This is a genomic window from [Clostridium] ultunense DSM 10521, from assembly GCF_000511955.1.
GTDB classification, from domain to species: Bacteria; Bacillota; Clostridia; order Tissierellales; family Tepidimicrobiaceae; genus Schnuerera; species Schnuerera ultunensis.
Genome location: NZ_AZSU01000001.1, coordinates 19,745 through 40,720, shown reverse-complemented (window position 1 = coordinate 40,720; position 20,976 = coordinate 19,745). Strand labels below are relative to the sequence as shown.

The 20,976-nt window shown below is 34.4% G+C and carries 39 protein-coding genes; 1 reads left to right on the top strand and 38 read right to left on the bottom strand.

Annotated elements, in window-relative coordinates:
* Positions 1 to 333: transposase (locus CUL_RS19620; protein WP_236616408.1), on the top strand; the 333-nt coding region annotated here is incomplete at its 5' end.
* A gap of 326 nt (positions 334 to 659) precedes the next feature.
* Here the strand turns inward: CUL_RS19620 and rpsI are convergent.
* The 38 genes from rpsI to CUL_RS16340 all read right to left on the bottom strand — a co-directional run.
* On the bottom strand, positions 660 to 1,052 hold the full coding sequence (rpsI, locus tag CUL_RS0100275; protein WP_005583224.1) for a 30S ribosomal protein S9: 393 nt from the start codon (positions 1,050 to 1,052) through the stop codon (positions 660 to 662).
* Between the two features lie 27 nt (positions 1,053 to 1,079).
* On the bottom strand, positions 1,080 to 1,508 hold the full coding sequence (gene rplM / locus CUL_RS0100270; protein ID WP_005583222.1) for a 50S ribosomal protein L13: 429 nt from the start codon (positions 1,506 to 1,508) through the stop codon (positions 1,080 to 1,082).
* A 108-nt stretch (positions 1,509 to 1,616) separates the two neighbouring features.
* The gene (gene truA / locus CUL_RS0100265; protein ID WP_005583221.1) at positions 1,617 to 2,351 is read right to left on the bottom strand and encodes a tRNA pseudouridine(38-40) synthase TruA; all 735 of its coding nucleotides are present in this window, start codon (positions 2,349 to 2,351) and stop codon (positions 1,617 to 1,619) included.
* A gap of 11 nt (positions 2,352 to 2,362) precedes the next feature.
* Entirely contained in the window at positions 2,363 to 3,169 is an 807-nt protein-coding gene (locus tag CUL_RS0100260; RefSeq protein WP_005583219.1) for an energy-coupling factor transporter transmembrane component T family protein, read from the bottom strand.
* Positions 3,162 to 4,022, bottom strand: a complete 861-nt coding sequence (locus CUL_RS0100255) for an energy-coupling factor transporter ATPase (protein WP_005583217.1) — start codon at positions 4,020 to 4,022, stop codon at positions 3,162 to 3,164. The genes CUL_RS0100260 and CUL_RS0100255 overlap by 8 nt, the downstream gene beginning before the upstream one ends.
* The gene (locus tag CUL_RS0100250; protein ID WP_025640193.1) at positions 4,019 to 4,852 is read right to left on the bottom strand and encodes an energy-coupling factor transporter ATPase; all 834 of its coding nucleotides are present in this window, start codon (positions 4,850 to 4,852) and stop codon (positions 4,019 to 4,021) included. Before CUL_RS0100250 ends, CUL_RS0100255 begins: the two co-directional genes overlap by 4 nt.
* A gap of 243 nt (positions 4,853 to 5,095) precedes the next feature.
* Positions 5,096 to 5,437, bottom strand: coding sequence for a 50S ribosomal protein L17 (rplQ, locus tag CUL_RS0100245; protein WP_005583215.1), 342 nt, complete (start codon positions 5,435 to 5,437; stop codon positions 5,096 to 5,098).
* 23 nt (positions 5,438 to 5,460) lie between these two features.
* The gene (locus CUL_RS0100240) at positions 5,461 to 6,408 is read right to left on the bottom strand and encodes a DNA-directed RNA polymerase subunit alpha (RefSeq protein ID WP_025640192.1); all 948 of its coding nucleotides are present in this window, start codon (positions 6,406 to 6,408) and stop codon (positions 5,461 to 5,463) included.
* A gap of 65 nt (positions 6,409 to 6,473) precedes the next feature.
* Positions 6,474 to 7,097: a 30S ribosomal protein S4 gene (gene rpsD, locus CUL_RS0100235; protein WP_005583214.1), complete on the bottom strand. Its 624-nt coding sequence runs from the start codon at positions 7,095 to 7,097 to the stop codon at positions 6,474 to 6,476.
* 18 nt (positions 7,098 to 7,115) lie between these two features.
* Positions 7,116 to 7,514 carry a 30S ribosomal protein S11 gene (rpsK, locus tag CUL_RS0100230; protein ID WP_005583213.1) on the bottom strand — a complete coding sequence of 133 codons (399 nt, stop codon included), beginning with the start codon at positions 7,512 to 7,514 and terminating at the stop codon, positions 7,116 to 7,118.
* A gap of 25 nt (positions 7,515 to 7,539) precedes the next feature.
* Positions 7,540 to 7,902, bottom strand: a complete 363-nt coding sequence (gene rpsM, locus CUL_RS0100225; RefSeq protein WP_005583212.1) for a 30S ribosomal protein S13 — start codon at positions 7,900 to 7,902, stop codon at positions 7,540 to 7,542.
* A gap of 84 nt (positions 7,903 to 7,986) precedes the next feature.
* Positions 7,987 to 8,100, bottom strand: a complete 114-nt coding sequence (gene rpmJ, locus CUL_RS0100220) for a 50S ribosomal protein L36 (RefSeq protein ID WP_025640191.1) — start codon at positions 8,098 to 8,100, stop codon at positions 7,987 to 7,989.
* Between the two features lie 16 nt (positions 8,101 to 8,116).
* Complete coding sequence (gene infA / locus CUL_RS0100215; RefSeq protein ID WP_005583211.1) at positions 8,117 to 8,335, bottom strand: translation initiation factor IF-1; 219 nt, start codon at positions 8,333 to 8,335, stop codon at positions 8,117 to 8,119.
* A gap of 30 nt (positions 8,336 to 8,365) precedes the next feature.
* Entirely contained in the window at positions 8,366 to 8,647 is a 282-nt protein-coding gene (locus tag CUL_RS0100210) for a KOW domain-containing RNA-binding protein (RefSeq protein WP_025640190.1), read from the bottom strand.
* 73 nt (positions 8,648 to 8,720) lie between these two features.
* Positions 8,721 to 9,365: an adenylate kinase gene (locus CUL_RS0100205; protein WP_025640189.1), complete on the bottom strand. Its 645-nt coding sequence runs from the start codon at positions 9,363 to 9,365 to the stop codon at positions 8,721 to 8,723.
* A 19-nt stretch (positions 9,366 to 9,384) separates the two neighbouring features.
* Positions 9,385 to 10,659 carry a preprotein translocase subunit SecY gene (gene secY / locus CUL_RS0100200; protein ID WP_005583206.1) on the bottom strand — a complete coding sequence of 425 codons (1,275 nt, stop codon included), beginning with the start codon at positions 10,657 to 10,659 and terminating at the stop codon, positions 9,385 to 9,387.
* On the bottom strand, positions 10,660 to 11,109 hold the full coding sequence (rplO, locus tag CUL_RS0100195; RefSeq protein WP_005583205.1) for a 50S ribosomal protein L15: 450 nt from the start codon (positions 11,107 to 11,109) through the stop codon (positions 10,660 to 10,662).
* Positions 11,110 to 11,129: 20 nt separating this feature from the next.
* On the bottom strand, positions 11,130 to 11,306 hold the full coding sequence (gene rpmD / locus CUL_RS0100190) for a 50S ribosomal protein L30 (protein ID WP_005583204.1): 177 nt from the start codon (positions 11,304 to 11,306) through the stop codon (positions 11,130 to 11,132).
* A 12-nt stretch (positions 11,307 to 11,318) separates the two neighbouring features.
* On the bottom strand, positions 11,319 to 11,825 hold the full coding sequence (rpsE, locus tag CUL_RS0100185) for a 30S ribosomal protein S5 (RefSeq protein WP_005583203.1): 507 nt from the start codon (positions 11,823 to 11,825) through the stop codon (positions 11,319 to 11,321).
* Between the two features lie 17 nt (positions 11,826 to 11,842).
* Positions 11,843 to 12,211, bottom strand: a complete 369-nt coding sequence (gene rplR / locus CUL_RS0100180) for a 50S ribosomal protein L18 (protein WP_025640188.1) — start codon at positions 12,209 to 12,211, stop codon at positions 11,843 to 11,845.
* Between the two features lie 16 nt (positions 12,212 to 12,227).
* A complete protein-coding gene (rplF, locus tag CUL_RS0100175) occupies positions 12,228 to 12,767 on the bottom strand; it encodes a 50S ribosomal protein L6 (RefSeq protein ID WP_005583201.1) in 540 nt (179 codons plus the stop codon).
* A 36-nt stretch (positions 12,768 to 12,803) separates the two neighbouring features.
* Positions 12,804 to 13,199 carry a 30S ribosomal protein S8 gene (gene rpsH / locus CUL_RS0100170; RefSeq protein WP_005583199.1) on the bottom strand — a complete coding sequence of 132 codons (396 nt, stop codon included), beginning with the start codon at positions 13,197 to 13,199 and terminating at the stop codon, positions 12,804 to 12,806.
* A gap of 30 nt (positions 13,200 to 13,229) precedes the next feature.
* On the bottom strand, positions 13,230 to 13,415 hold the full coding sequence (locus CUL_RS0100165) for a type Z 30S ribosomal protein S14 (RefSeq protein WP_005583198.1): 186 nt from the start codon (positions 13,413 to 13,415) through the stop codon (positions 13,230 to 13,232).
* Positions 13,416 to 13,433: 18 nt separating this feature from the next.
* A complete protein-coding gene (gene rplE, locus CUL_RS0100160; protein ID WP_005583197.1) occupies positions 13,434 to 13,976 on the bottom strand; it encodes a 50S ribosomal protein L5 in 543 nt (180 codons plus the stop codon).
* Positions 13,977 to 14,002: 26 nt separating this feature from the next.
* Complete coding sequence (rplX, locus tag CUL_RS0100155) at positions 14,003 to 14,317, bottom strand: 50S ribosomal protein L24 (RefSeq protein ID WP_005583196.1); 315 nt, start codon at positions 14,315 to 14,317, stop codon at positions 14,003 to 14,005.
* A gap of 15 nt (positions 14,318 to 14,332) precedes the next feature.
* Positions 14,333 to 14,701 carry a 50S ribosomal protein L14 gene (gene rplN, locus CUL_RS0100150; protein WP_005583195.1) on the bottom strand — a complete coding sequence of 123 codons (369 nt, stop codon included), beginning with the start codon at positions 14,699 to 14,701 and terminating at the stop codon, positions 14,333 to 14,335.
* A gap of 28 nt (positions 14,702 to 14,729) precedes the next feature.
* Complete coding sequence (gene rpsQ, locus CUL_RS0100145) at positions 14,730 to 14,984, bottom strand: 30S ribosomal protein S17 (protein ID WP_005583194.1); 255 nt, start codon at positions 14,982 to 14,984, stop codon at positions 14,730 to 14,732.
* Positions 14,985 to 14,990: 6 nt separating this feature from the next.
* The gene (gene rpmC, locus CUL_RS0100140) at positions 14,991 to 15,197 is read right to left on the bottom strand and encodes a 50S ribosomal protein L29 (protein WP_005583193.1); all 207 of its coding nucleotides are present in this window, start codon (positions 15,195 to 15,197) and stop codon (positions 14,991 to 14,993) included.
* Complete coding sequence (gene rplP, locus CUL_RS0100135) at positions 15,187 to 15,630, bottom strand: 50S ribosomal protein L16 (protein WP_005583192.1); 444 nt, start codon at positions 15,628 to 15,630, stop codon at positions 15,187 to 15,189. The genes rpmC and rplP overlap by 11 nt, the downstream gene beginning before the upstream one ends.
* Positions 15,631 to 15,665: 35 nt before the next feature.
* On the bottom strand, positions 15,666 to 16,346 hold the full coding sequence (gene rpsC, locus CUL_RS0100130; protein WP_005583191.1) for a 30S ribosomal protein S3: 681 nt from the start codon (positions 16,344 to 16,346) through the stop codon (positions 15,666 to 15,668).
* Positions 16,347 to 16,363: 17 nt separating this feature from the next.
* A complete protein-coding gene (rplV, locus tag CUL_RS0100125; RefSeq protein ID WP_005583190.1) occupies positions 16,364 to 16,699 on the bottom strand; it encodes a 50S ribosomal protein L22 in 336 nt (111 codons plus the stop codon).
* Positions 16,700 to 16,719: 20 nt separating this feature from the next.
* The gene (gene rpsS / locus CUL_RS0100120; protein WP_005583189.1) at positions 16,720 to 17,004 is read right to left on the bottom strand and encodes a 30S ribosomal protein S19; all 285 of its coding nucleotides are present in this window, start codon (positions 17,002 to 17,004) and stop codon (positions 16,720 to 16,722) included.
* 31 nt (positions 17,005 to 17,035) lie between these two features.
* Positions 17,036 to 17,866 carry a 50S ribosomal protein L2 gene (gene rplB, locus CUL_RS0100115; RefSeq protein ID WP_005583187.1) on the bottom strand — a complete coding sequence of 277 codons (831 nt, stop codon included), beginning with the start codon at positions 17,864 to 17,866 and terminating at the stop codon, positions 17,036 to 17,038.
* A gap of 29 nt (positions 17,867 to 17,895) precedes the next feature.
* The gene (rplW, locus tag CUL_RS0100110) at positions 17,896 to 18,186 is read right to left on the bottom strand and encodes a 50S ribosomal protein L23 (RefSeq protein WP_005583186.1); all 291 of its coding nucleotides are present in this window, start codon (positions 18,184 to 18,186) and stop codon (positions 17,896 to 17,898) included.
* Positions 18,186 to 18,809, bottom strand: a complete 624-nt coding sequence (rplD, locus tag CUL_RS0100105; RefSeq protein ID WP_005583185.1) for a 50S ribosomal protein L4 — start codon at positions 18,807 to 18,809, stop codon at positions 18,186 to 18,188. The genes rplW and rplD overlap by 1 nt, the downstream gene beginning before the upstream one ends.
* A 26-nt stretch (positions 18,810 to 18,835) precedes the next feature.
* On the bottom strand, positions 18,836 to 19,465 hold the full coding sequence (gene rplC, locus CUL_RS0100100; RefSeq protein WP_005583184.1) for a 50S ribosomal protein L3: 630 nt from the start codon (positions 19,463 to 19,465) through the stop codon (positions 18,836 to 18,838).
* 55 nt (positions 19,466 to 19,520) lie between these two features.
* On the bottom strand, positions 19,521 to 19,838 hold the full coding sequence (rpsJ, locus tag CUL_RS0100095; RefSeq protein ID WP_005583183.1) for a 30S ribosomal protein S10: 318 nt from the start codon (positions 19,836 to 19,838) through the stop codon (positions 19,521 to 19,523).
* 439 nt (positions 19,839 to 20,277) lie between these two features.
* Positions 20,278 to 20,976: EF-Tu C-terminal domain-related protein (locus CUL_RS16340; RefSeq protein WP_035142637.1), on the bottom strand; the 699-nt coding region annotated here is incomplete at its 5' end.

The window sequence follows — 20,976 nt, the reverse complement described above, 5'->3', positions numbered from 1 at the left end:
CTAAGCTATATATTAAATTGTGAAAATCCTTGCACTAGTTCAAAATGCGGAAGAATTAAACAAATTACTATACATCATAATTATCGCTTTAATTCTTCTATCCCTCGTGATAGCTTAAAGTGGCAGAAACTATATAGACTTAGAACTATCTGCGAAAGATCCATTTGTCAAATTAAGAATTTCATTCAAATTAAATCATCAAGAGTTAGAAATACAGTATCTTTAAAATCAGATATTCTACTTGCCTGTATTTCTCAATTAATTGCTTTTATACTTATATTTAAGTCTAAAAATTATGATAAACCTCTTGCTATTAAATCTTTGATTGCTTAACTTTAATCTCTGAAACTAGATAACCAGTTTTTAAAAGGTTTCATTGAACCTTTGCTTTGCTATGCCTTTTTTGTGGATATCTGAAAACTTAAGATGTTTAAAAGCGTTTAATTGCCTATTTTCTCCTATTTTCTGTGGATAACTTTAAAATCATATTTTGCAACTATCTATTGAATATATTATTAATACTGCTATCTATATTCCTAATAAAAATGATTTAATAAAAAATAAGTTCTAAAAATGGTGCCAGGCACCATTTTTAGAACTTATTTATCAAATATGATATAGGACATAAAAAAAACACTGGGTAACCCAGCGTTTTTGTTCTATCTCTTTGAGAATTGTGGTGCTCTTCTTGCTTTCTTTAAACCGTATTTCTTTCTTTCTTTCATTCGTGGGTCTCTTGTTAAGAATCCTGCTTTTTTTAATACTGGCTTTAATTCTTCATCAGAATTTACTAAAGCTCTTGATATGCCGTGTCTTATAGCTCCAGCCTGCCCAGTAAAGCCACCACCTTGTACATTTACAAATACATCGTACTTGTCTATAGTATCAGTTATAACCAAAGGTTCTTTAACAAGAACTTTTAATGTATCAAAATCGAAATATTCTTCAATATCCCTTTTATTTATTGTAATATTACCAGAGCCTGGTAATAATCTAACCCTAGCTACTGAAGTCTTTCTTCTTCCTGTTCCTATATATTGTACATTAGCCACTTACAGTCCTCCCTTCTTAAGGCATAATTAAAATTCGTATATTTCTGGTTTTTGAGCTTCATGATTATGTTCAGGTCCGCTATATACCTTTAACTTTCTAAACATTTGCCTCCCTAAGCTGTTTTTTGGAAGCATTCCTTTCACAGCTAATTGAATAGCTTTTTCAGGATTTTTACTCATCATCCTTCTATAAGGTACAGATTTTAATCCACCTGGATAACCTGTATGATATCTATATTGTTTTTGATCTAACTTTTTCCCAGTCAATTTAACTTTATCTGCGTTTATTATTATTACAAAATCCCCAGTGTCAACATGAGGTGTGTATATAGGTTTGTTTTTACCTCTCAATATTGAAGCCACTTCTGAAGCCAATCTACCTAAGACCTTTCCTTCTGCATCGATTAGGTACCATTTTCTTTCAATTTCATTTGGTTTAGCCATATAGCTCTTCATCTTATTCCCTCCTTATTCCAGCGTTGAGTTATAAAAAGTTCCGGGGCTTTTTAAAAACACTCTTATATATTCTAATACAAGGTAATATCAATGTCAATACGTATTTTATTAATAAAAAACCTTTTCTAAATAGAGCCCTTCAGGGGGTGCAGTATATCCTGCAGCTTCTCTATTCTTCGAATGAATTATATAAGGAATGCTGTCACTCTTTAATTTCCCGCTGCCTATCTCTACTAAAGTGCCAATAATTATCCTTACCATATTGTATAAAAATCCATTTCCTTCAATGGAAAATATTATTAAATCTCCTGTTCTTTTAATAGTAAAAGTATAAATGGTTCTAATAGTAGTCTTTACATTACTATTAGATGCCATGAAGGATGAAAAATCATGGGATCCTAAAAAATATTTAGTTGCTTCTTCCATCTCTTTATAATTTAAAAAATAGGGCACATGGTATGCAAAATTTCTATATAAGGGGTTTCTAATTTTTTTATTATATATAATATATTGATATCTTTTTCTTATGGCATCAAATCTAGAATGAAACTTTTCATCTACCCTTCTAGAATCAATAATACTTATATCTCTAGGCAATTTGCTATTTAATGCAAATTTAAACCTATCCACTGGTATATTTGAATCAGTTAAAAAATTTGCCACCTGTCCTTTTGCGTGAACCCCACTATCTGTCCTTCCAGAGCCAATTAAATTTACCCTTTCACCTGTAATCAATTTAATAGCTCTTTCTATTTCTTCCTGGATGCTATTTCCATTTTTTTGTTTTTGCCAACCACAATAGGAGGTTCCATCGTATTGAATGGTAAGTTTGATATTAACCATATTATTGCCTCCTAGATAAACCCTGTATATCTGTTAATGATAATAAATCCAAAAAATATGGACATTAGTATAATAGCAAATATATCCTGTTTTTTTAGCTTCAATTCATTTAATCTGGTCCTATGTTCTCCACCACGATAACAGCGAGCTTCCATTGCTATTGCCAACTCATCTGCCCTTCTAAATGCGTTTATAAATAAAGGTACTAATAGGGGCACTAAATTCTTAGCCCTATTTATAATATTTCCAGATTCAAAATCTGCTCCCCTTGCCATTTGGGCTTTCATAATCTTATCTGTTTCCTCTAATAATGTAGGAATAAATCTTAATGCTATGGTCATCATCATTGCCAGTTCATGGGCTGGCAGGCCAACCCTTTTAAAAGGTGATAAAAGCTTTTCTATACCATCTGTTAACGATATAGGCGATGTTGTAAGGGTTAGCAAGGAAGTTCCAGTAATTAAAAATATAAGCCTTAAAGCCATAAAAACTGCTTGACTAAGTCCTTCTTTTGTTATGGTTAGCGGTCCTATTTCAAACAATACTTCTCCCTTAGTCAATAATACATTTATAACAAAAGTAATACCTATTATTATCATAAGTGGTTTTAACCCTTTTAATACGTATTTAAAGGGTACCTTTGATAACCAAATTGAGAATAGTATAAAGGCTAAAATAAGTAAATACGGTGGAAATGTTTTAATAAAAAACAAAGATGTTATAAACATTATTATTATTATTATTTTAATTCTAGGGTCCAACTTGTGTACGAAGGTATCCCCAGGAAAATATTGGCCTATTGTAATATCTTTAAGCATTTCCTTTTCTCCTTAAATAATTAATTAATTCATCCTTTGCCTCTTCCACCGTTAATACCGTATCTTCAATTTGATTTCCCTTAGATTTATATTCTTTCATGAAAGAGGTAATCTGAGGAATTCCTAAACCTAATTCTGCTAATTTTTCAGCTTCCTTAAAAATTTCTCTGGTCTTGTCCTCCATGGCGATCTTACCTCTATGCATTACCACAATTCTGTTTACCAACTTTGCTATATCCTCCATACTGTGAGAAACCAATATTATGGTTATTCCTTCCTGATATAAGGTTTCCAACCTTCCTAATATTTCATCTCTACCTCTTGGATCTAACCCTGCTGTAGGTTCATCTAATATTAGGACTTTTGGCTTCATAGCTAAAACTCCCGCTATAGCTACTCTTCTTTTTTGTCCTCCACTTAGTTCAAAAGGGGACCTATCTTTTAAAGTTTCAAAATCTAATTCTACTAGTTCCATAGCTTTTTTAACCCTTCTATGGACCTCATCTCTTTCTAATCCTAAGTTTTTAGGTCCAAAAGCTATATCCTTATAAACTGTTTCTTCAAATAACTGATGTTCTGGATATTGAAATACTAAACCTACCTTTTGCCTAACTTCTTTTAAATTGGCATCTTTAGAATTTATATCTACGCCATCTACGATTACTTTCCCCGAAGTAGGTTTCATAAGCCCATTTAAATGTTGGACTAAAGTAGATTTTCCAGAACCTGTATGGCCTATCAATCCAATAAAATCCCCTTCATTTATATTTAGACTTATATTGTCTAGGGCTTTCTTCTCGAAGGGAGTATTAGGGTTGTATACATAGTTTATATTTTCTAATTTAATGATCATAGAGCTTTCACCAATTCTTCTATAGTTAATATATCAACGGGAACATTAAAGCCTTCTCTCCTTAATTCGTAGGCCAGTTCCGTTACTTGAGGTACATCTAGCCCTAGATTTTTTACCTTTTCCACCTGACTAAATATTTCTCTAGGACTTCCTTCCATAACAATTTCTCCTTGTTCCATTACCAATATTCTATCAGCTTCTACAGCCTCATCCATAAAATGGGTTATATGGATTATGGTCTTTTTTTCTTCTTTGTTCAATTTTCTTATAGTATTTATTATCTCTATTCTCCCAGTAGGATCTAACATAGCTGTAGGCTCATCCAATATGATACATTCTGGTTTCATAGCCAATATACCAGCTATTGCTACTCTCTGTTTTTGGCCTCCCGAAAGTAGATGAGGAGCGTGTTTTTTATATTCCTCCATCTCAACTATCCTTAGGGCCTCATCTACTCTCTCTCTTATTTCCAAAGGTGGAACACCTTGATTTTCTGGACCAAAGGCTACATCTTCTTCTACTATGGTTGCTACTATTTGGTTATCTGGATTTTGAAATACCATACCGGCCGTTTCCCTTATATTCCATATTTTATCTTCATCTTTAGTATTCATATTATTTACATAAACATTTCCCCTAGTAGGTAATAATAACCCATTCATAAGCTTTGCCAATGTGGACTTACCTGAACCATTGTGACCAAGAATGACTAGATATTCACCTTTATCAATGGAAATATTTACATCTTTAATTGCCATTAACTGACTATCTTCTCCAATTGAACTGTATTCATATGTTACATTTTCTATTCTTATCATTTCATCTACCATTTTTATCCCCTAGCTTTCAGTTATTTACAATATCTAATATAACACAAAGATTTTCAATTGACAACTAAAACCAATTAACGATTGACTGCCATTTAGGTCTAGCCTTTTAGCTTTCTATCAGCTACAAATCGACCTACAAATGTAGTTTGTGGGTTCTTTATTCATGGATATATCCATTGAAAAAAAGGGACTAAGTAATCACCTTAAAAGACCAAAGGTCTTCTCTACTTAATCCCCTACTCTTTATACTAATTCTAAAATGGCCATTTCTGTGCCGTCTCCTCTGCGAGGACCTAATTTTAAAACCCTAGTATATCCGCCGTTTCTATCTGAATATCTTGGTGCAATTTCATCAAATAATTTTTTCACCACATCTTCATCATATATATATGCTAACGCCTGCCTTCTAGCATGTAAATCTCCCCTCTTCCCAAGAGTGATCATCTTTTCAGCCATTCTTCTAGTTTCTTTAGCTCTTGTAACGGTGGTTTCTATTCTTCCATGCTTCAATAGGCTTGTTACTTGATTTCTTAACATAGCTTTTCTATGATCTGTAGGGCGACCAAGTTTTCTTAATGTAGCCATATCTATCCCTCCTTCATGCCTTGCTATTCATCTATTTTCCTTAATGATAACTCTAGTTCTGCAAGCTTTTCCTGAATTTCTTCAAGAGATTTTTTACCTAGATTTCTTACCTTCATTAAATCATCTTCGGTTTTCTGAGTAAGCTCATCTACTGTGTTAATGCCAGCCCTTTTTAGACAATTATAGCTTCTTACTGACAAATCTAATTCTTCTACTGTCATCTCCAATACTTTTTCTTTTTTATCCTCTTCTTTTTCCACCATTATTTCCACATCATTTACATGATCTGTAAGACCTATAAATAGATTTAAATGCTCAGTAAGTATCTTAGCTCCTAAGGAAGTTGCCTCTTCAGGTTTCATAGTACCATTGGTCCATACTTCAAGAGTTAATTTATCATAATCTGTTATTTGTCCTACCCTTGTATTCTCTACTAAAAAGTTAACTTTCTTGACAGGGGTAAAAGAAGAGTCTATGGGTATTACCCCTACCGATTGACCTTCCCTTTTATTTCTTTCAGCAACATTATATCCTCTTCCCTTTATCATCTCAAGCTCCATATATAACTTACCATCTTCATTAACAGTGGCTATATAATGGTCCTTGTTTAAGATTTCCACATCAGGGCTAGTGATAATATCGCCTGCTGTTACTACTTGTGGTCCTTCAACTTCTAACCTCAAGGTGACAGGTTCATCAGAATACATCTTAGCAGCAATACCCTTAATATTTAAAATCATTTCTGGAACATCTTCTAATACACCTGGTACTATTGAAAACTCATGTAATACCCCTTGAATCTTTATAGAGGATATAGCTGCTCCTGGCAATGATGATAATAGTACACGTCTTAAGCCATTACCTAAGGTAGTACCATATCCCCTTTCAAGAGGTTCTACCACAAACTTTCCATAAGTGTTGTCTTCACTCACTTCAACAATCTCTATTCTTGGTTTTTCAATTTCTATCATTAACATTAACCCTCCTTATATATATTATTATCAAAGGACGAGGGTGACTAATTCTATTACAGATACTATTTAGAATATAACTCTACTATCAAGTGTTCTTCTATTGGAATATCAATATCATCTCTAGCTGGCTCAGCTACAATTCTACCCCTATATTCCTCAGGACTAACCTCTAACCATCTAACGGTATTACCTCTATGGTTTTCAACAAACTCCTTAAATTTAGGGCTGTTTTTACTTCTTTCTTTTACCTGAATAACATCTCCAACCTTTAAGATAGAAGATGGTATATCAACCTTATTTCCATTTACTGTGAAATGCCCGTGTCTAACAAGCTGCCTTGCTTCAGCTCTTGATGAGGCAAAGCCCAATCTATATACTACATTATCTAATCTAAGCTCCAACAATTTAAGCAGGTTCTCCCCTGTTATTCCTGCCATTCTATCTGCCCTATTGAAATACATCCTCATTTGCGATTCTTGTATTCCATAGAATCTACGAACTTTTTGTTTTTCTCTTAACTGTAGTCCATATTCAGTTACTTTCTTTCTTGACTGTCCATGTTGTCCTGGAGCATAATTTCTCTTTGAAACTGGACATTTATCTGTATAACATTTATCTCCTTTTAAATATAGTTTCTGTCCTTCCCTACGACATAATCTACATACTGGACCTGTATATCTAGCCATCTATTCACACCTCCTATATTAAACTCTTCTACGTTTTGGTGGTCTACAACCATTATGCGGAATTGGAGTAACATCCTTAATTAAATTTACTTCTAAACCTGTTGCTTGAAGAGATCTTATAGCTGCTTCTCTTCCTGAACCAGGTCCTTTAACATATACTTCAACAGATTTTAAGCCATGTTCCATGGCCTTCTTTGCTGCCTCTTCTGCTGCCTGTTGGGCTGCAAAGGGAGTGGATTTTCTTGAACCTCTAAACCCCAATTGCCCAGCACTTGCCCATGATATAACATTTCCTTGTAAATCCGTTAAAGTTACCATTGTATTATTAAAAGTTGATGAGATATGAGCTTGACCTCTCTCTATATTCTTACGTTCTCTTCTTCTAACACGAGTAGTTTTAGCCTTTTTAGCTGCCAATTGCCTTCCCTCCTTTATCTATTATTTATCTTTTCTTACCGATAATTCTCTTCGGACCTTTTCTTGTTCTTGCATTAGTCTTGGTTCTTTGTCCTCTTACTGGAAGTCCTCTTCTATGTCTAATTCCTCTATAACAGTTTATCTCTCTTAATCTCTTTAAATTCAATGCAATATCTCTTCTTAAATCTCCCTCTACGTGGTAATTATCAATAATATTTCTTATAGTATTAACTTCAGTTTCTGTTAAATCCTTTACTCTTGTATTTGGATCAACATTTGCTTGCCTTAATATTTCATTTGATCTAGACCTACCTATTCCGTAGATATAAGTTAAACCGATTTCTACTCTTTTATCTCTCGGTAAGTCAACACCTGCAATTCTGGCCATTCCTATTTACACCTCCTAATGGTATCAATTAATAAAGTTTGCAGCCGCGTTCTATATTAATTTTCTATAAACATAATATCTTTTTTAGCCTTGCTTTTGTTTATGTTTCGGATTCTCACAAATTACCATTACCCTTCCTTTTCTTCTAATAACTTTACACTTTTCACACATCTTCTTTACTGATGGTCTTACTTTCACTTAAATCCCTCCTATGCTACTTATTCCGCCAGGTTATTCTGCCCCTTGTTAGATCATAAGGTGATAGTTCGACTGTTACTTTATCTCCAGGAAGTATTCTAATATAATTCATCCTTAACTTTCCAGAAATATGGGCTAAAATTTCGTGACCATTTTCTAGCCTTACTTTAAATATAGCATTCGGTAAGGCATCTACTACCGTACCCTCAACTTCAATAACATCTTTTTTAGACATCCAGTTATCGAACCTCCTATTTAAACAATTTTAAAAACTTTTATTGAAAGGTTCTAACAATTTTCTAATATAAGCATTATTTATCTTCATATTATTATCTAGTTTATATTTTAATTCTGGTAATACCGTATTGTAAACAGTTAAATGCTTCGCCTTCTTTTTCTTGGGTCTATCTAGTTTTCTGAGATTTCCATCTACAATTAATACATGTTTATCGTCAACAACGCTTAATACCAAGAAAATATTACCTTTATCCCGACCAGCTCTTGACTTAACCACCTGTCCGACGGTTATGTCATTAGTTGAATCCATTGAGTTCACCTCTTTATCGATATAATAGATGAGCTGATTATTGAATTGAGAAAGGCCCCTGCCTTTCTCCAAATTAACCTTCTAAAGAATCTACTATATCTTGGAAAAGTAAATCTATTGGCTTAGAGCCATCTACATTTAATATTAACCCTTTTTTCGTATAATAATCAATTAAAGGTTTAGTTTGTTTAAGATATACTTGAATTCTTTGTTTTATAGTTTCTACCTTGTCGTCTTCCCTTTGGAATAATTGTCCACCACAATTATCGCATATATTTTCCTGTTTAGGAGGGCTGAATTTAATATGATAGGTAGAACCACAATCCTTACAAACTCTTCTTCCTATGGCTCTTTCTATTAATACTTCTTTTCCTACTTCTATATTTATTACCCTATTTAACTTTAATCCCATATCATTTAATTCTTCATCTAGAGCCTCTCCTTGACTAAGGGTTCTTGGAAATCCATCTAAAAGGAATCCTTTTTTACAATCTTCCTCCGTTAATCTATCCTTAACAATAGAAATTACTAATTCATCTGGAACTAATAGACCTTTATCCATATAGGTCTTTGCCTTAATTCCCAGTTCTGTCCCCATTTTAATATTTACTCTAAATATATCTCCTGTGGAGATATGGGGAATCCCATATTTCTTCACTATAGCTGATGCTTGAGTACCTTTGCCTGCACCAGGAGGCCCAAGTAAAATTAATCTCAATTAAATCATCCCCTATAGTTTATTTCAAGAATCCTTTATAATGCCTCATCAACATCTGTGATTCAATTTGTTTTACAGTTTCAAGAGCTACTCCAACTACTATTATTATAGCTGTTCCACCAAAGTTGACATTCATTCTAAACACATGAGACAAAATTATTGGCAATGAAGCTATTAAGGCTAAAGATACAGCACCTACAAAGGTTATTCTTGATATTACCTTGTTTAAATATTCTGAAGTAGGCCTTCCAGGTCTAATCCCTGGGATAAATCCACCGTATTGTTGCAAATTCTTGGCATATTCAACTGTATTAAATTGAACTGCCGTATAAAAATATGTGAAGAAAATAATCAAAAGTACATTGAGGATTGAATATACCCATATTCCTACGCTACCTTGAACTGTCAAATACTTGGTTATCCACGCTGATGGCTCTCCCTTAAAGAAAAGAGCAATTGTTTGTGGAAAAGCTAATAGTGAAGTAGAAAATATTACAGGAATAACTCCTGCCATAGATACCTTTAAAGGTATATGAGAGCTTTGTCCACCATACATCTTTCTACCTACAACCCTCTTTGCATATTGAACTGGTATTTTTCTTTCTCCTTCTTGGATAGCTATAACTATTGCAATTATTAATAGGGCAACTATTCCAAACAAAATTAATTTAATTAAACTTAATGCTCCAACTCTTACCAACTCAATAGATTTAATAAACTGAGAAGGAAGCCTTGATATAATACCAACAAAGATAATAAGGGAAATACCATTACCAATACCTCTATCAGTAATAAGGTCTCCTATCCACATTAAAAAGGTGGTACCTGCTGTCAAGGATATTATTACTATAGCTGTTTGCAGTGCACCTTGTGCAATAAGAGCCCTGTTAAAGAATCCAAAAGTAGTACCTATTGCTTGTATTATCGCTAATACTACAGCTCCATACTTGGTCCATTGAGCCATTTTCTTTCTACCTTCTTCCCCCTCTTTTGCTATTTCTTCTAATCTTGGAATAGCAATTGTTAGAAGCTGAATTATTATGGAAGCGGTAATATAAGGATAAATATTTAACGCAAAAATACTAAAATTACTAAAGGTTCCACCAGCCATTAAATCGAGAAACTCCAATACTCCTGCTTGACCTGCTTCAAATATCTGTCTAATAGCTACTTTATCCATATATGGTACTGGAATACTTGAGCCTAATCTAATGACTAGAAGCATTAGTATAGTAAAGATGATTCTTTTTCTAATATCTGGTATCCTCCAGGCATTTCTCAAGGTTGAAAGCATCTATATCACCTCTACCTTTCCCCCTGCAGCCTCAATCTTTTCAGCAGCCGTCTTGCTAAATTTATGGGCTTTTACAGTGAGTTTTTTATTTATATCTCCATCACCCAATACTTTTACACCATCTATAGCCTTACCCCTTTTAATTACACCTTCAACTATTAAAAGTTCTGGTGTAACAACTGTATTATCTTCAAATTTATTTAAATCTTCCACATTTATAATAGCATATTCCTTAGCGAATATGTTTGTAAATCCTCGTTTTGGTAACCTTCTAATTAATGGCATTTGACCTCCTTCAAATCCAGGTCTTACGCCACCACCAGATCTTGATTTTTGACCTTTATGTCCTCTTCCAGAAGTTTTACCATGGCCAGAGCTAGTACCCCTACCAACTCTTTTGCGCTTTTTGGTTCCTCCTCCAACTTGTGGTCTTAAATCGTTTAGTTTCATAGGTACACCTCCTCTAAAAATTATTCTATCACTTCAACCATGTAGTCTACTAGAGCTATCATACCTCTGATTTGAGGAGTATCTTCTTTTTCTACTACCTGGCCAACTTTTCTAAGTCCAAGAGCTTCTATAGTTTTTCTATGCTTTTCTGCCCTTCCGATAACGGATCTAACCAATTTAATTTTTATCTTAGCCACTATACTCCCCTCCTAACCTAATATTTCATCTACAGTTTTTCCTCTTAATTTGGCAACATCTTCTGCTCTTTTTAAATTGATTAAAGCTTCCATAGTTGCATTAACAACATTTCGTGGGTTATTCGAACCTAAAGACTTTGTTCTTATATCTCTAATACCGGCTAACTCGCAAACAGCACGCACTGCTCCACCAGCAATAACTCCTGTACCTTCTTTAGACGGTTTTAATAAAACTTTCCCAGCTCCAAAGATACCCACTATCTCATGTGGTATAGTCGTTCCTACAAGGGGAACTTCAATAATATGTTTCTTAGCATCTTGGATGGCCTTTCTTATAGCCTCCGGTACTTCGAGAGCTTTGGCCATACCTACACCCACATGACCGTTTTCATCTCCTACAACTACAAGAGCACTAAATCTAAAGTTTCTACCACCTTTTACAACCTTAGTTACACGATTAATACTTACAACTCTCTCTTTTAAATCTAATTCATTCGGATCTATATATGAACGTTCCATTTATTCCCCTCCTTCTCTTAAAATTTCAGACCAGCTTCACGAGCTCCTTCAGCAAGTTCCTTTATTCTTCCATGGTAGATATATCCGCCTCTATCAAATACCACTTTATCAATCCCTTTTTCAAGAGCCCTTTTCCCAACTAATTCACCTACAAGTTTAGCCGCTTCCTTGTTATGAGTTGAAGATAGCTTTTCTTTTAACTCTTTATCTAATGTTGAAGCTGATACTAAAGTATGACCCTCTACATCATCAATAACCTGAGCATATATATGGCTATTGCTTCTATATACATTTAATCTTGGTCTTTCAGGAGTTCCATAAACTTTTTGTCTAACCCTTATATGTCTTTTTTTCCTCATTTCATTCCTTTTAAATTTTTTTAGCAATCCTACTCACTCCCTTCTACTTACCAGTCTTACCAACCTTACGCCTTACATATTCATCGGAGTATCTAACTCCTTTGCCCTTATAAGGTTCTGGTTTTCTAAAGTCTCTAATTACTGCTGCATAATTGCCAACTTGTTGTTTATTAATACCTCTAACTATAATTTGATTAGCTGCAGGTACTTCTACTTCAATTCCCTCTGGATCTTCTAATTCTATAGGGTGAGAATATCCTAAGTTTAAAATTAATTTCTTCCCTTGCTTTTGCGCCCTATATCCAGTACCTTGAATTTCCAATTTTTTTGTGTAACCATTGGTTACTCCTTCAATCATATTGGCTATTAATGTCCTAGTTAATCCATGTAATGATTTATGTCTTTTATTTTCCGTTGGACGGCTAACAAGTATTTGATTTTCTTCAATTTTAATTTCCATTTCTGGGCTAAGCTGTTCCTTTACTACACCTTTAGGCCCTTTGACTTCTATATAATTATTGTCTTCTAACTTTATTTCTATTCCACTTGGGATATCTATTGGTTTCAATCCTATTCTTGACATAAGTGCACCTCCTGTTCCTGTAGATTAAGCTTTTTGTTACCATACATAACAAATAACCTCTCCACCTATACCTTCTTTTCTTGCATCCTTATCAGTCATTATACCTTTTGATGTTGAAAGGATTGCTATTCCAAGTCCACCTAATACCCTAGGTATCTCATCATTTTTTACATAAACTCTCAATCCCGGTTTAGATATTCTCTTAATTCCGCTTAAAACCTTCTCACTGTATTTACCATATTTTAATTCTACTCTGATAATCCCTTGTTTTCCATCCTCTATTACGTCAAATCCTTTTATAAATCCTTCATCTAATAAAATCTGTGCTAATTCCTTTTTTATATTTGAGGCAGGAATATCGACAGAATCATGCTTTGCATTGTTTCCATTCCTTATTCTCGTTAACATATCTGCAATTGGGTCAGTCATCATATTTAGCTACCTCCTTTCATAACCTTAATACTACCAACTTGCTTTTCTAACTCCAGGGATTTGGCCTTTATATGCTAATTCTCTAAAACAAATACGACATATACCGTATTTTCTCAAATATCCATGAGGTCTTCCACATATTTTACATCTATTATACTCTCTTGTGCTAAACTTGGCTTTTCTCTTTTGTTTAGCAATCATTGATTTTTTTGCCAAAATATTTTCCCTCCTTCTTTACTTTTTAAAGGGCATACCCATAAACTCTAAAAACGCCTTGGCTTCTTCATCTGTATTAGCCGTTGTAACTATTACTACATCTAACCCTCTAATGCTTTCTACCATATCGTAATCAATTTCTGGGAATATCAACTGCTCTTTTATACCTAATGCATAATTTCCCCTACCATCAAAAGAAGAACCATTCACTCCTCTAAAGTCTCTAACCCTCGGTAATGAAATGTTCATAAGCTTATCTAGAAAATCATACATTTTTTCTCCTCTTAAAGTTACCTTTACGCCTACATTCATTCCCTCACGTAATTTAAAATTAGCGATGGATTTCTTTGCTCGAGTTACTACTGGCTTTTGACCTGAAATAAGTTCCATTTCCTTTACAGCAGATTCTAAAGCTTTAGGATTATCTTTAGCTTCTCCTACACCCATATTTATTACTATCTTTTCTAGTTTTGGAACTTCCATAACATTTTTATACTGAAATCTTTCCATTAAAGCTGGTATAACTTCATTTTGGTATTTTTCTTTTAATCTGGAAGCCATTCCTATTACCTCCTTTCAATAGCCAATTATCTATCTAATATTTCTCCGCATTTTTTACATATTCTAACCTTTGAACCATCTTCTAAAAATTTATATCCTACCCTAACGCCGGTTTTATCCTTTTCACAGTAATACATTACCTTTGAAGCATTCATAGGCCCCTCTTTAGTAATTATTCCACCTTGCTGTGTTGGACCTTGGGCCTTCATATGTTTAGTAATCATATTTATTCCTTCAACAATTACTCTATTTTCCTTAGGAAATACTCTTAGTATCTTCCCTTTTTTGCCTTTATCTTTGCCAGAAATGACTATCACAGTATCTCCGCTCTTTACATGCATGCTCTACACCTCCTCTTATAGTACTTCTGGTGCTAAGGATATTATCTTCATGAAGTTTCCTCTTCTCAGCTCCCTAGTTACAGGACCAAATATACGGGTTCCTACAGGGTTATTATCGTCCTTTATAATAACAGCTGCATTGTCATCGAATTTAATATAAGAGCCATCATTTCTTCTTACGCCATGTTTCGTCCTTACAACTACAGCTTTAATTATTTCTCCTTTTTTAACAACTCCTCCAGGTGTTGCGCTTTTAACAGAGCAAACTACTATATCTCCAATATTAGCATACTTTTTATTAGTACCGCCTAATACCCTGATAACTAATAACTCTCTTGCACCTGAATTATCAGCAACTTTTATTCGGCTTTCGGTTTGAATCATTAGAATACCTCCTTTCCAGGCATAAGGACTATTTTGCTTTTTCTATTATATTTACAAGTCTCCAACGCTTATGTTTGCTTAATGGTCTAGTTTCCATTATCTTTACTACATCGCCAATTTTACACTCATTATTTTCATCATGAGCTTTGAATTTAGTAGTTCTTTTTATCTGTTTTTTATATAAAGGGTGGGTTACAAATGTTTCAACAGCAACAACAATGGTTTTATCCATTTTATCGCTTACAACATAACCTACTCTTGTTTTACGGTTTCCTCTGTCCATCTGAGGTTAAACCTCCTTTCCTATACCTAATTCTCGTTCTCTAACGATGGTTTTTACACGGGCAATATCTTTTCTAACTGCTTTTATTCTCATTGGGTTGTCTAATTGACCTGTGGCCAATTGAAATCGTAGATTAAATAATTCATTTTTCAAATCCAACAGTTTTGCATCTAGTTCTTGATCTGTCATTTGGCGAATTTCTTTAGCCTTCATCAGCTTCACCACCCTTTTCTTCTCCATCTTCACGAGTAACAAATTTAGTCTTTATAGGCAATTTATGTGCCGCCAATCTCATAGCTTCTCTCGCTACTTCTTCTGATACTCCACCCATTTCAAATAATATTCTTCCCGGTTTTACAACTGCTACCCAATACTCTGGGGATCCCTTACCAGAACCCATACGGGTTTCAGCTGGTTTTTCAGTAACTGGTTTGTCAGGAAATACTTTAATCCAAATATTACCGCCCCTTCTTATAGACCTTGTCATAGCACGTCTAGCTGCTTCTATTTGATTAGAAGTTATCCAGGCTGGCTCAAGAGCTTGCAGTCCATATTCACCATAGGTTATCTTATTACCTCTAGTAGCATTTCCTTTCATTCTTCCTCTATGAACTCTACGATATTTTACTCTTTTAGGCATTAACATTTTACCTTTCCTCCTTCCTACAAGCTATTTATAAACTACTTTGTTGATTTCTTTTCTCTAGTCTCGTCATCTTCTTCTACTTTTTTAGTAGGAAGAATCTCTCCCTTATATATCCATACTTTTACCCCTAGTTTTCCATAGGTAGTATCTGCTTCTGCAAATCCATAATCTATGTCTGCTCTCAGAGTTTGAAGAGGTATTGTTCCTTCACTATAACCTTCAGTTCTCGCCATATCCGCTCCCCCAAGCCTACCAGATACAGATGTTTTAATACCTTCAGCACCTGCTCTCATAGTCCTTTGTATGGCTTGCTTCATTGCCCTTCTGAAGGATACCCTTCTTTCAAGTTGGGCTGCAATATTTTCCGATACTAATTGAGCATCTAATTCTGGAACCTTTACTTCTTCCACATTTATTATTACATTTTTCTTAGTCATCTTTTCAATATCTTTCCTTAATGCTTCAACACCAGAACCACCCTTACCAATAACCATACCTGGTTTAGCAGTATAAATTGAAATCTTTAGTCTATTGGCAGCCCTTTCAATTTCTATCTTTGAAATCCCAGCAATAAATAATTTTTCCTTAATATATTCTCGGATTTCATAATCTTCTATTAAAAATTCATTAAAATTCTTTTTGTCAGCATACCATTTGGAATCCCAGTCCTTGATTATTCCAACTCTTAATCCATGTGGGTTAACCTTTTGACCCATTAACTATCCCTCCTTTTCTACTCTCTTTCTTTAACTACCACTCCAATATGACTAGTCCTTTTTAATATTGGATAAGCCATTCCTCTTGCACGAGGTCTCCATCTTTTAAGTTGAGGACCATCATTGGCATAGGCTTCTTTCACATATAAATTATCTCTATCTAAATTGAAATTATTTTCTGCATTGGCAATAGCAGAGTTTAATACTTTTTCAAGTTCTCTTGCACCTTTTTTAGGTGTAAATCTAAGGATTGTCAAAGCTTCATCTACTTGCTTGCCTCTAATCTCATTGCATATAAAGTTTACCTTTAAAGGTGAAATCCTTATATATTTAGCTACAGCTTTAGCTTCCATCCTAATCCCTCCTTCATCATCTATTTCAATGCTGTTGACCTTTCAGTCTTGTCACCGTGTCCTCTAAAAGTTCTAGTTGGAGCAAATTCGCCAAGTTTATGCCCTACCATATCTTCAGTAATATATATTGGTACATGTTTTCTGCCATCATGAACCGCTATAGTATGCCCTACCATTTGGGGAAATATGGTGGAACGACGAGACCAAGTCTTGATAACTTTTTTGTCATTTTTTTCGTTTAATTCTTCTACTTTTTTAAGAAGATGGTCATCACAAAAGGGACCTTTCTTCAATGATCTACCCATTATTATTCCTCCTTTCATGTAATGATATCAACTATTTCTTCCTTCTTCTTACAATATATCTATCGGATTTTTTATTCTTAGATCTTGTTTTATATCCTAATGTTGGTTTGCCCCATGGAGTTAATGGAGATGGCATACCAATAGGTGCTCTACCTTCACCACCACCATGTGGGTGATCAACTGGATTCATAGCACTACCTCTAACATGAGGTCTTCTGCCTCTATGTCTACTCTTACCAGCTTTTCCTAATGTTAAGTTTTCATGCTCAACATTTCCTACTTGACCTATAGTTGCACGACAATCTAATAATACAAGTCTAAATTCTCCCGATGGAAGCCTTAATTGAGCATATTTCCCCTCTTTAGCCATTAACTGAGCTTCAGAGCCTGCAGATCTAGCAAGTTGGCCTCCTTTTCCTGGATAAAGTTCTACATTATGAACTGTAGTACCTATAGGAATATTCCTAAGGGGTAAAGTATTACCTATTTTTATATCTGCATCTGCTCCAGATTCAATCATATCTCCGACTTTCAGTTTGTTTGGAGCAAGTATATATCTTTTTTCACCATCTACATAGTGAATTAATGCAATATTAGCAGTTCTATTTGGATCATACTCTATAGCTGCAACTTTTCCCGGTACTCCGTCTTTATTCCTTTTAAAATCAATAATCCTATATTTTCTCTTAGCACCGCCTCCTCTATGACGAGCTGTTATTTTACCTTGAGAATTTCTTCCGCCTTTTCTATTTAAACTAATTACTAAAGATTTTTCAGGTTCTTCCTTAGTAATCTCTTCAAACGTAGAAACGGTCATCTGACGAATTGCTGGGGAAGTTGCCTTGTATTTTTTGATACTCATTGTTGTTCCCTCCTTCTTTTGAAACTTAACTACATTCCTTCAAAGAATTCTATTTCTTTAGAATCTTCAGTTAAAGTTACTATTGCTTTTTTCCAGCTTGGTCTTCTACCAACATGTACTCCCATTCTTTTTTCTTTTCCTAACATATTAATAGTGTTTACTTTTTCAACTTTAACATCGAATATCTTTTCTACAGCTTTTTTTATCTCGGACTTATTGGCCCTTCTATCAACTTTAAAAGTGTATTTTTTATAGGCCATTTCATTCATACTTTCTTCTGTAATTATAGGTTTAATAATGATATCATGTGGAATACGCATTACGCAAACACCTCCTCCACTTTTCTTACCGCATCTTTAGTAATGATAAAGGAGTCAAATTTCAATATATCATAAACATTCAATGTATTAACAAATGTAGTTTCTACATTTGGGATATTTCTTGCGGATTTAATCACATTAATATTCTTTTTATCCATTACAATGAGAGCTTTTTTACTTGCTTTAATATTTTCTAATATTTTTGCCATTTCCTTTGTTTTAGGCTCTTCTAAGTTCAACTCTTCTAGTACTATTATTTCGTTATTTAAAACCTTCGAGCTTAAAGCGGATTTCATTGCAAGTCTTTTGACCTTCTTAGGAACTCTATAGCCATAATCCCTTGGCTTTGGTGCAAATGCAACTCCACCGCCAACCCAATGGGGTGCCCTTATACTTCCTTGACGAGCCCTACCAGTACCTTTTTGTCTCCAAGGTTTTCTTCCACCACCTCTTACTTCAGCTCTTGTTTTAACTGATTGAGTGCCTTGTCTGCTATTGGCAAGTTGATTTTTTACCACTTCATAAAGTACATGTTGGTTTACTTCAATACCAAAAACATCTTCGTTTAACTCTATTTCTCCTACTTGTTCACCTAATATATTGTAAACATTCACCTTAGGCATGCCAGATCCTCCTTTCTATCTGTTTCTTATCTTTTTATAACGGATTCTTTTATAATTAATAATCCACCCTTTGGTCCTGGAATAGCACCTTTTATCAATAATAGATTTCTATCCCCGTCAACCCTTACTATTTCAAGATTTTGGACTGTTACTCTTTCATTTCCCATTCTGCCAGCCATCTTTGAACCCTTGAATACTCTACCTGGATCAGCAGCTGCTGCTCTGGCTCCTCCACCTCTATGATATTTTGAGCCGTGACTTTCTGGTCCCCTCGAGTAATTATGTCTCTTTATAGGACCTTGAGTCCCTTTTCCTTTTGATGTTCCCGTAACATCTACCTTATCACCTACTTGGAATATATCTGCCTTGATCTCTTGACCTATTTCAAATTCTTCCGTATTCTCAACAGCAAATTCTTTAATATATCTTTTATATTCCACTCCTACTTTATCAAAATGCCCTTTTAATGGCCTATTAACTCTATTTTCCTTCTTATCTTTAAAACCTACTTGTATTGCACTATACCCATCATTCTCCATGGTTTTCTTTTGTATAACTTTTAATGGACCTGCTTCAACTACTGTTACAGGAATAACAACCCCATCTTCATTAAACACTTGGGTCATTCCTATTTTTTTCCCTAATATATTTTTCATTCTTACACCTCCTATTATCCTACAGCGGATTACCTTTAGTAATCATCCTAAGAAATTATAGCTTAATTTCGATATCAACACCAGCTGGTAAATTCAGTTTCATAAGTGAATCTACGGTTTTTTGATTTGGATTAAGGATATCGATTAATCTCTTATGGGTTCTTTGCTCAAATTGCTCCCTTGAATCTTTGTATTTATGGACCGCCCTTAAAATCGTGATAATTTCCTTGTCCGTTGGCAATGGCACTGGGCCAGATACATTTGCTCCAGTTCTTTTAGCAGTCTCCACTATTTTTTGAGCCGATGAATCCAAAAGCTCATGATCATAAGCCTTTAACCTAATCCTGATTTTTTGTTTACTATTATTTGACATTTAATTCCCTCCTTCTATCGCATGCTATTTTTCTTACATGCGACACGGAATTGCCGATACACTCCTCCGGGTGTGTTGTAATGTTTTTTTATATAAATGGCCTAAGCCATATAAGACAATTCCTGTCGCCCGATTTGTAACCGGACATTCTCAACAAAAATTCCCCCCGCACTCAATCCACTAAATAAATAATACGATTATACTATTTTATGGGATTGAAAAGTATTTTTTAGCATTAAAATTTATTTATAGGATTGAATGCGGGGCAACCTTTTGTATCATCGCAATGTCTAAAATTTTATGGATTTTAAAACACTACTATAGTTTATAGTATATTTTAGGAAAACTCAAGTCTTTTTTTCATTATTTTGCTATTATTTTATCTATAGGATATGAAAAGAAGGGAGCTATTAGAGTCCCCTTCTTTAATTTATGATAATTATCCAATAACTTTAGTAACAACTCCAGCGCCTACTGTTCTACCACCTTCACGGATAGCAAATCTTAAGCCTTCTTCCATAGCTATTGGAGTTATTAGTTCTATAGTAAACTTAGCATTGTCCCCTGGCATTACCATCTCTACGCCTTCTTGTAATTGGATATCTCCTGTTACGTCAGTAGTCCTAAAGTAGAATTGTGGCCTATACCCGTTAAAAAATGGTGTATGTCTTCCACCTTCTTCTTTAGTTAGTACATATACTTCTGCTTCGAATTTTGTATGTGGAGTAATAGTACCAGGTTTTGCTAATACTTGCCCTCTTTCAATTTCATCCCTTTGAACTCCTCTTAAAAGGGCTCCTATATTGTCTCCTGCTTGAGCTTCTTCTAGGATCTTTCTAAACATTTCTACTCCTGTTACTACTACTGTTCTAGATTCTTCTTGTAATCCTACTATCTCTACGTTGTCTCCAGTTTTTACTACTCCTCTTTCTACTCTTCCCGTTGCTACTGTTCCTCTTCCTGTTATACTGAATACGTCTTCTACTGGCATTAAGAATGGTTTGTCTGTTTCTCTTTCTGGTTCTGGTATATCATTATCTACTGCTGTCATTAATTCTACTATCTTATCTCCCCACTCTCCGTCTGGATCTTCTATTGCCTTTAATGCTGATCCTACTACGATGCTTGTATTGTCTCC